Consider the following 7,415-nt stretch of genomic DNA (forward strand, 5'->3'; position numbering starts at 1 on the left):
TGTTAGCTAATATGAGGTAATTACACAGCTCGGCGAGTCAGTAAACCCCAAAGGAAAATTAGTAGCATAGCGCCAAGAACAGCAAATAAAATGCTTCCAAGAGAGAATGCTCCAGCAGATGCGGCTGCTGCCGAACCACTGCCTAGCAAGACTTGACCTAAATAACCGCCGACTACTGCTCCAAGTATTCCTAATATGATGGTGGAGACAATACCACCACCTTGGGTTCCTGGATAAAATAACTTAGCTAACGCACCTGCAATTAAACCCAAAACTAGCCAAGCAATAATGTTACCCATTGAATTTCTCCTTCCTTGAAAATCTTATTTGTTTGCTTTTGACTATGTTCATATTAAAGTTTTCCTGCAAAATTCCTGATCTATCTAGAGAACTAATATCAAAAATCTTTAGATATCATTTGAATATTCACTCCTTTGTCTTCGAGGATGAATATATAAAGTTAGTATTTGCCTCTTAATCTCTTAATTATGGTTGTGCATAACTTAGAGTCGGGAGCATCGCTTTGCTCACAACTCAGGAGTCAGGACTATAGAAAGAGCTAGTTGATAAAGTTGGCGACGAGGAAGGGAGGTAAATTTTGCTAACTGACGGCTAGCTTGCGATCGCGATATTCCCTGACTAATTAACTCTTTCAATTCGGCTTTCAATTCCTCTTCTGTCAGTTGGGGCTGACTGTCCCGAATTCCTGCCACTACTAATGTATATTCACCTTGGGGTTCTCGTTGGTTATAGTAAGCGCTCGCCTCAGCAATTGTCCCCCGCCAGAATTCTTCATACAATTTAGTTAGCTCCCGTCCCAGCACAATTTGGCGATCGCTTCCCCAAACAAGAGCTAAGTCTTGTAAAGTATCTCGCAAACGGTGCGGCGATTCGTAGAAAATCAATGTGCGAGATTCTGTTTGCAGAGATTCTAAATATTCTTGTCTCTGTTGACTTTTAGCTGGGAGAAAGCCTTCAAAGACAAACCGATCCGTTGGTAATCCAGATGCGCTTAATGCAGTAATTGCTGCACTAGCGCCAGGAATGGGAACTACTGTTATTCCCGCCTCAATACAGGCTTTCACCAATTCATATCCAGGATCGGAAATTCCTGGCATTCCAGCATCACTCACCAGAGCGATCGCTTTATCGTTAACTAAATACTCTAATAATTCTGGGATGCGGCTGGTACGATTGTGTTCGTGATAACTCACCTGGGGAGTCTTAACTTGAAAATGCTGTAATAATTTTCCCGTGTGACGCGTATCTTCCGCAGCAATAATATCTACAGTCTGTAAAATTCGCACCGCCCGAAAGGTTATATCTTCCAGATTGCCAATTGGTGTGCCGACAACGTAAAGTGTTCCTGGTTTTGGATCGGTTTGCATAAGTAAAAGTTAGAAGTTTGTAGAGACGCGATTCATCGCGTCTGTGCTATGTAGAGACGCAATTCATCACGTTTGTGCAGGAGAGACGGGAGAGACGCGATTCATCGCGTCTGTCCAAGAGAAACGCGATTTATCACGTACAAGAGGTAAAAATAATAATTTATGCACCTATACGAACATATATGAGAAATGGATAATCTAAAATCCAAAATCCAAAATCCAAAATCGGATCGTGGGTTATTTGTAGGTTTAGTAACCTTAGATTTGATTTACCTTGCTAACTCTGCCCCTAAGAATAATCAGAAGATTGTCGCTACTGACTATACTGTGGCAGCAGGGGGGCCAGCTACAAACGCGGCTGTGACTTTCAGCCATTTAGGAAATCAGGCTACAGTCTTGGGTGTAGTGGGTTCTCACCCCATGACGCAGCTAATTCGGGGTGATTTGGCAAATTACAAAGTTGCGATCGCAGACCTTGAGCCTACCACTGATTTAGTACCGCCTGTCTCCTCAATCATTGTCACCCAAACTACGGGTGAACGAGCTGTAGTTTCCATCAATGCTGTCAAAACTCAAGCCAATAGCGCATCTATCCCGCCAGATATTTTGCAAAATGTCGATATAGTACTGATTGATGGACATCAAATGGCGGTTAGTTATGCTATAGCCCAAATGGCTAAAGTCAAGAATATCCCAGTAGTAATTGATGGTGGAAGTTGGAAGCCTGGATTTGAGCAAATTCTGCCTTTTGTAAATTACGCCATCTGTTCGGCTAATTTTTATCCCCCTAACTGCCAGACTGGAGAAGACGTTTTTGCCTACCTGGGCAAATTTGACATTTCTCACATCGCCATCACCCACGGACACAAACCAATTGAATACTTTAGTTGCACCAAAACTGGTATTGTGCATGTACCGCAGATTCAAGCAGTTGATACATTAGGGGCTGGAGATATTTTTCACGGTGCTTTTTGTAATTACATTTTAAGAGAAAGCTTTACTAATGCATTGGCACTGGCGGCTAATATTGCTGCTGATTCTTGTAAATTTTTTGGCACTCGGCGCTGGATGGATTTAAGATAATTCGTAATTCGTAATTCGTAATTCGTAATTAGTTAAACTAAGTATCGCTGTGCGTCTCTAATCACGTTATACATATTTTTAGATAGGCCAAATTAATGAAAGACTTACAAGAAATATTAGCGATCGCTTGTGAGATAGGTTGGGGTGCAGCAGATATACTGCGATCGTATTATCACGGGACTGCAAAAGATCCTAATTTAGATGTGCAATATAAACAAAATGAACCTATTACCGTTGCCGATGTAGCTGTAAGTCAATACATTTTGCAGAGACTACAAGCAACTTTGGGTAATGAAGATTTTGCTTATATTAGCGAAGAAACCTATCAATCTCCAAGTGGTATAGCACAGCCCTCCCCACCTTGGGTATGGATAATTGACCCTTTGGATGGCACACGAGACTTTATCGAAAAAACAGGAGACTATGCAGTTCATATTGCTTTAGTCAAAGAAACACGCCCAGTTTTGGCAGTGGTGGCAATCCCAGAGGCTAAAAAGTTATATTACGCTATCAAAGGCGGGGGTACATTTGTCGAAACTCGTGATGGTTCTGTTGGTTTACAAGTGTCGTCAGGTAAACGAATTGAGGATTTAACTTTAGTCGTTAGTCGTTCTCACCGCAACCAACGCTTGGATTACTTACTACAAAAGTTACCTTGTCAAAATCATAAATCTGTAGGCAGTGTAGGTTGCAAAATCGCCACCATAGTCGAGCAACAGGCAGATATCTACATTTCCCTTTCCGGCAAGTCTGCACCCAAAGATTGGGATATGGCAGCACCAGAATTGATTTTAACAGAAGCTGGTGGTAAATTTACCCACTTTGACGGCACCCCGTTGCAATATAACATCGGTGATATCAATCAATGGGGAGGTTTGCTGGCTAGTAATGGCGAATATCACGAGGTGCTGTGTAAAGAAGCAGAAAGGATTTTAACGCAGTTTGAGTATAGCTAAATGAGGCATTTCAGGATGAATACTTTTTAATTTGCTTTTAAAACAGTTAATCATGATATGATTAACCCCAATACAAATAATAATCTTTACTTTTAGTCCACAGCGTAATTTTCAAAGCACTAAATACCAGGGCGATCGCTAGTTGATTGCGATTTTCTGTTAAAAGTGTAACTTGTATAATACAAGCAACAAAAGCCAGTCAGTGGAGAAGTCTACAAACCTAAACTTAAGGTTTGATTTGTGAATAAAATTCACAATAAGACGATATTCAAAGGCTGAAGGCTGTGCTAGACTCATGTGTATGAAAGATTATTTTCGGTTGAGTAACTCGTTTTGATTTCTAAAAAGTGTCTCTCCGAATTTAACTATCTACACTCCCTGAATTCGGAGATTTCTATGTCAATTTACGTCGGGAACCTGTCCTATCAGGTTACAGAAGAAGACCTAAAGCAGGCTTTTGCAGAATACGGAACAGTAAGTCGTGTTCAACTACCCACAGATCGGGAAACAGGTCGGCCGCGTGGGTTTGCTTTTGTGGAAATGGAATCAGACACGCAAGAACAAGCTGCCATTGATGCACTTGATGGTGCTGAGTGGATGGGACGTGATTTGAAAGTGAACAAAGCTAAACCTCGTGAGGAAAGAAGCGGTTCCTCTCGTGGTAACTGGGGTGGCGCTAGTCCTCGCCGCAACAATAATCGCTACTAAGTCGATTCCTAAAAATTTCACATTTCCAGTCTCCAGCAGATAAAGCCAAAGGCTCCACTCTGCTGGAATATTTTATAGCTATACCGTATGACTCTAGCCCTTTCAAGGTGATTGGTAAAATAAAATTGTTTTTCTCAAGGTTCTCTGTGCCTCTGCGGTTTAAAAATTATTTAATTAACCGCAGAGGCGCTGAGGACACACAGAAAAGAAGTTCAAGAAGAATTTATAGACTAAAATTTTCGTGCACCTTGAAAGGGCTACCTATGACTCTCACTAGTTGAGAGTAGACGCAAACGCGAGAGCGTCTGTCTGCAACATGCTGTTCGCGTTCTTAGAGAAACGACTTCTTGCAGGATAACCTAATACTAAGAATCATTGCTTTCCTTATATTTCACTTTGTTCAACCTAACCTACAAATATTTTATCAAACAGAATTCAGGAGTCAGGAGCCAGAATTCAGAATTGAATTCTGTGTGACTGGCGGATGAATAAGTGGGTTTAAGACCCCCGCTAAATCTTTGATTTAGCGGTCTACAATGAGTGGCGGGTCTGAATCCCCCACTCATTGATTCTGACTCCTGAATTCTGACTTCTGAATTCTTCTTCAATTTTTCAGAGTAATAGAGAGCCATAGTTTGTTGAGTTCCATTTGCGGAACTTGCAACAATATAAATGTATCTTCCTGTATATCCATAAAGTATTGTAGATATCGTTAGTCTGCAATCCTTGGCTCTGGATTTTAAAAAAAATGTTACGACTTTATCATTTATTATTAGGTCTTATTTTGCTGGTGTTAATACCACTGGGAGCAAAATTTGTTCTTCCGCAATTTTCTGCATCCAAAGTAGTAAAATCCCCCGCAGTTGCGAAACTTCCTAACCCTAATGAGGGAAATATATGGCAGAAAATTTTAGGAAATACTGCTGCTCCAACGAATTGGCAAGTTGCTCCTTGTAAGGGAAATGCGCCTTTATTATGTGTCTCATCCAAAGAGGAACTTTTGGGTACAGTTGAGATTAACATTTACCCATTAGCAAACAACGAGGATTTCCAAAAGAAACTCGTAGCTGTTGGTATTCCACCTGGTTCCCAAGTGGACTACCAAAGTTCCAAATACCAAACCCAGGTATTAGCAGCACTCAAGGCTTGGGTTGTAGAACACTACGCTGCTTTTGCCAAAGACCGTCAAGGTGAATATGGTAAAGAGATTACTTTCTTAACCTACCCACCTCAACCAGTACCCGTTGGTAAGCTTCAAGGAATCCGCTATGGTTTCGCCGGACTTAAGCAAAAAGGTGGAGTCCAAGAGCAACATATTGGTCATGTTGCCTTTGATGGCAATAAACTTTACGTAATTACCACTGCCTTTGATCCAGGTTCGCAAACAGGTAAATTTGACAAACTGGAAAACTTGGCTATTTTTCAACCTTACTTATATGCGATCGCAGCAGATTTGCGTTTACCCTAATTGGTATTGGGCATTGGGTATAGGGGATGAGTTATTCTCCTTGTCCCCTTACTAACCTATTCTCAATCAACCTAAATCTCAGCTACCGCCCGTTCAATCAAGCGACGTGCTAAAGTTTGCGTCCCGGTATGTTCATAATAATTTGTTGCGACATCTAGGAATGCCGCGAGGTAGTCTAACTTGTCATCGGTAATATCGGCAAAGCTTTGCAAGTTGTGGACAACCTTTTGTGGCGTTAAATTATTCGCGCTGACAATACCACTCATCCAACCTTTAACAGAGTCAAAACTTTCGCCGATAAAGTTGAGTTTACTACCAGCATTGTTGCCTGGAATCACATCTTTGATGTTTTGGAAAGTCGAGTTTTTTTCTAATTCTTGTGGATTTGTTTGATTAAGCCCAGATATTGCTTTGCTAATGAAGTCTGGGCCTAGAGGGATCAAACCATCAACGCAAACTAATGCCACCATGCGGATAAGCGACTCACCACTATACTCACCTAAAGAGGCGACAAAATCCCCAATACTATCTCCGGGAATGCCGTTAATTTGACAAAAGGCTACTAACTCAGCGACTAATTTCAATGTCAAATCAATGGTTTGGGCTTTATCAGGTTTAGGAGTAACAGAGTTTAAAAAACCCAATAATGGAATTTTCTCGCCAACTTTGTTAGCTAAAGCTGCTGCACCAAGTGCTTTATCTGTACCATCAACGGTTTGATATAACCACAAGGCTGTTTGGTATCCTTGGGATTTATCGTTAAATAGATAAATTGCTCGTTCACCAATTTGCTGAATTAAATCTTCGTCGTCTTCGCCAGTAACAGTCTTAATCGTGTTGACAAAGCCGACGGTATTGTGCCACTCTCCAGGAGCAACAAAATCGAGGGAATTCAACATAGAAATGGTCAAGCCACCGGTTGGCAATTGATCAACCAAATCAACAATCGATTTACTCACAAAAATCTCCTTATTTAGGTTTTATTATCTGAATGTTCATAGTACAAATCATTTCAGGTTAGCCAGACCATTAAGATTAAACTTTTCTAGCCAATCTGCGCGATCGCTAGCTGTAAATGACGCATCGCGGGAAAGTGCTTTTACTTGGTAATTACCTACCAAAATTGCAGTTTGCGTCTTACCAACTTCTAGTGCGGGATAACCACCAATTTTTTTGGTACTCTTTGAGAATTTTGCTGCTGCGCCAGGTGTGCTAGTGGTATCAGAAATAGACAGCAATGCTATATCTTTACCGCCTTTTTTCAACTTCGCTTCTGCAAAGCCTTTTTTCTCTTGGCTATAGACGCGCTGGTAGCCACCGCTTGAATTAGGGAAAAATTTATTAAATTGGCTACCCTGAGTTGCATTTTTAGCAACCGCAAGACCCTTTTTTTGTTGAGTGCTTTCTTTTTGTGCCTGGTCAAAACGTCCAGGTGTTTTTGGACTACAGGCTGTTGTCAGTAATAAAACTGACAGCAATAAAGCAGCCACTACCCTACGCCCACGGTGTAAAATCATTTCCTGGCTTCTCCTTATAGTTGAGCTTTGAGGCAATTATCTGCGCTGCTAGCAATTATTACCTGTAAAATTTACTTTTTGATAATTATTTCCTAAGTTCTGAACTATAGCACTTCAAAAAAATGTACCGATTAAGCCAATGCAAAAACGCCCTCCCTTTCAGGAGAGCGTCTTTTACTTATAGATTAGATAAGCCTGAATAGCGTATCTCAGATTTGATTAACCGTTGATAGCAGGAGCGCTCATTGCCACAGGAGCAACATCACCAGCAGCCAAATCTAAGGGGAAGTTGTGA

The 7,415-nt window shown here is 41.1% G+C and carries 8 protein-coding genes and 1 pseudogene; 4 read left to right on the forward strand and 5 right to left on the reverse strand.

The features are described 5' to 3' along the window. Nucleotides 1-20: 20 nt before the first annotated feature. Together RMZ43_RS33380 and rsmI are read right to left on the reverse strand one after the other, a co-directional pair. Entirely contained in the window at nucleotides 21-299 is a 279-nt protein-coding gene (locus RMZ43_RS33380; protein WP_118168004.1) for a GlsB/YeaQ/YmgE family stress response membrane protein, read from the reverse strand. Nucleotides 300-527: 228 nt separating this feature from the next. Beyond that, nucleotides 528-1,388 carry a 16S rRNA (cytidine(1402)-2'-O)-methyltransferase gene (gene rsmI, locus RMZ43_RS33385; protein ID WP_322652051.1) on the reverse strand — a complete coding sequence of 287 codons (861 nt, stop codon included), beginning with the start codon at nucleotides 1,386-1,388 and terminating at the stop codon, nucleotides 528-530. A gap of 189 nt (nucleotides 1,389-1,577) precedes the next feature. Between rsmI and RMZ43_RS33390 the strand changes: the two genes are divergently transcribed. From RMZ43_RS33390 to RMZ43_RS33405, 4 genes are all read left to right on the forward strand, one after another. Continuing rightward, on the forward strand, nucleotides 1,578-2,471 hold the full coding sequence (locus RMZ43_RS33390; RefSeq protein WP_322652052.1) for a sugar kinase: 894 nt from the start codon (nucleotides 1,578-1,580) through the stop codon (nucleotides 2,469-2,471). 95 nt (nucleotides 2,472-2,566) lie between these two features. Then, complete coding sequence (locus RMZ43_RS33395; RefSeq protein WP_322652053.1) at nucleotides 2,567-3,427, forward strand: 3'(2'),5'-bisphosphate nucleotidase CysQ family protein; 861 nt, start codon at nucleotides 2,567-2,569, stop codon at nucleotides 3,425-3,427. 396 nt (nucleotides 3,428-3,823) lie between these two features. Then, nucleotides 3,824-4,135 (forward strand): RNA recognition motif domain-containing protein, encoded by a 312-nt coding sequence (locus tag RMZ43_RS33400; RefSeq protein ID WP_322652054.1) that lies wholly within the window; start codon nucleotides 3,824-3,826, stop codon nucleotides 4,133-4,135. 748 nt (nucleotides 4,136-4,883) lie between these two features. Continuing rightward, entirely contained in the window at nucleotides 4,884-5,603 is a 720-nt protein-coding gene (locus RMZ43_RS33405) for a hypothetical protein (RefSeq protein ID WP_322654023.1), read from the forward strand. 71 nt (nucleotides 5,604-5,674) lie between these two features. On the opposite strand, the gene RMZ43_RS33410 is transcribed toward RMZ43_RS33405, so the two are convergent. From RMZ43_RS33410 to RMZ43_RS33420, 3 genes and pseudogenes are all read right to left on the reverse strand, one after another. After that, entirely contained in the window at nucleotides 5,675-6,562 is an 888-nt protein-coding gene (locus RMZ43_RS33410; RefSeq protein WP_322654024.1) for a hypothetical protein, read from the reverse strand. Nucleotides 6,563-6,610: 48 nt separating this feature from the next. After that, nucleotides 6,611-7,120, reverse strand: a complete 510-nt coding sequence (locus tag RMZ43_RS33415) for a hypothetical protein (RefSeq protein ID WP_322654025.1) — start codon at nucleotides 7,118-7,120, stop codon at nucleotides 6,611-6,613. Nucleotides 7,121-7,339: 219 nt separating this feature from the next. Further along, nucleotides 7,340-7,415, reverse strand: a pseudogene (locus RMZ43_RS33420) (photosystem II protein D1); the annotation flags it as partial.

This window comes from Nostoc sp. CmiVER01 (assembly GCF_034531135.2).
Classification (GTDB): Bacteria; Cyanobacteriota; Cyanobacteriia; order Cyanobacteriales; family Nostocaceae; genus Nostoc.